Annotated in this window: 1 protein-coding gene; it reads right to left on the minus strand. The window is 70.5% G+C overall.

What is annotated here, in order from left to right:
* Positions 1 to 1,075: efflux RND transporter permease subunit (locus tag H537_RS0119110; RefSeq protein WP_028999097.1), on the minus strand; the 1,075-nt coding region annotated here is incomplete at both ends.

Raw genomic sequence — 1,075 nt, forward strand, 5'->3', positions numbered from 1 at the left:
CGCTGCTGGTTCTCGAACTCGCCCGACCAGATGATGTCGTAGCCCTGCGGCAGCTTGATGTCCTTGGCCGCCGCGGCCTGCAGGTCCTTCACCACCGAGCCCATGTCGCGGCCGCGGATGAAGATGCCCACCGCCGCCACGCGCTGCCCGTTCTCGCGCGCGATGTTCATCGCGCCGCTGGCTTGGCTGATGTGCGCCAGCTGCGACAGCGGGATCTGCGCGCCCGAGGCGCCCGTCACCAGCAGGCCCGAGAGCGCGTCGATGCTGCGGTAGCGCGACGCCAGCCGCACCGTCACGGCGAAGTGGCGCTCGCCCTCCCACAGCTCCGAGGTCGCCTTGCCCGCCAGCGCGGTCTCGATCACGTCCTGCACGTCGCCGACGTTGATGCCGAAGCGCGCCGCGGCCTCGCGGTCGATGTCGATGCGCACCTGCGGCAGCTGGCCCTCGCGGTCGATGAAGGCGCGCGAGACGCCCTGCGTGCGCCGCGCGATCGACACCATCTTCGTGGCCAGCTCGCGCAGCTGGTCCAGGTCGTCGCCCTTGATCTTGATCACCACCTGGCCGTCGATCTGCGAAATGCTCTCCAGCACGTTGTCGCGGATGGGCTGCGAGAAGGCCGTCTCCAGGCCCGGCAGCTCGCCCATGGCGTCGTCCATGGCCTCGATGAGCTTTTCCTTGGTCATGCCCGCGCGCCACTGGCCTTCGGGCTTGAAGCCGACGAAGGCTTCCAGGCCGTTGAAGATCTTGGGGTCGGTGCCGTCGTCCGGGCGGCCGACCTTGGTCACCACGGTGGCGACCTCGGGCACGGTGCGCAGGGTGTCGCGCACGCGCCGGGCCATCTGCTGCGCCTCGGTGGGCGAGACCGACGGCGGCAGCGTGGTGTTGACCCACACCGTGCCCTCGTCGAGCTCGGGCAGGAACTCCGAGCCCAGCGTGGTGGCCACCACGCCCGCGCCCACCAGCGCGCCCACCGCGATCAGCAGCACGCGCTTGGGCCGGTGCAGCGCCCACTCCAGCGCCGGCGTGTAGATCTTCTTGCACCCGCGCACCAGCGCGTTGTCCTCGTGCGGCAGGT

This window comes from Azohydromonas australica DSM 1124, assembly GCF_000430725.1.
Lineage (GTDB): Bacteria > Pseudomonadota > Gammaproteobacteria > Burkholderiales > Burkholderiaceae_C > Azohydromonas > Azohydromonas australica.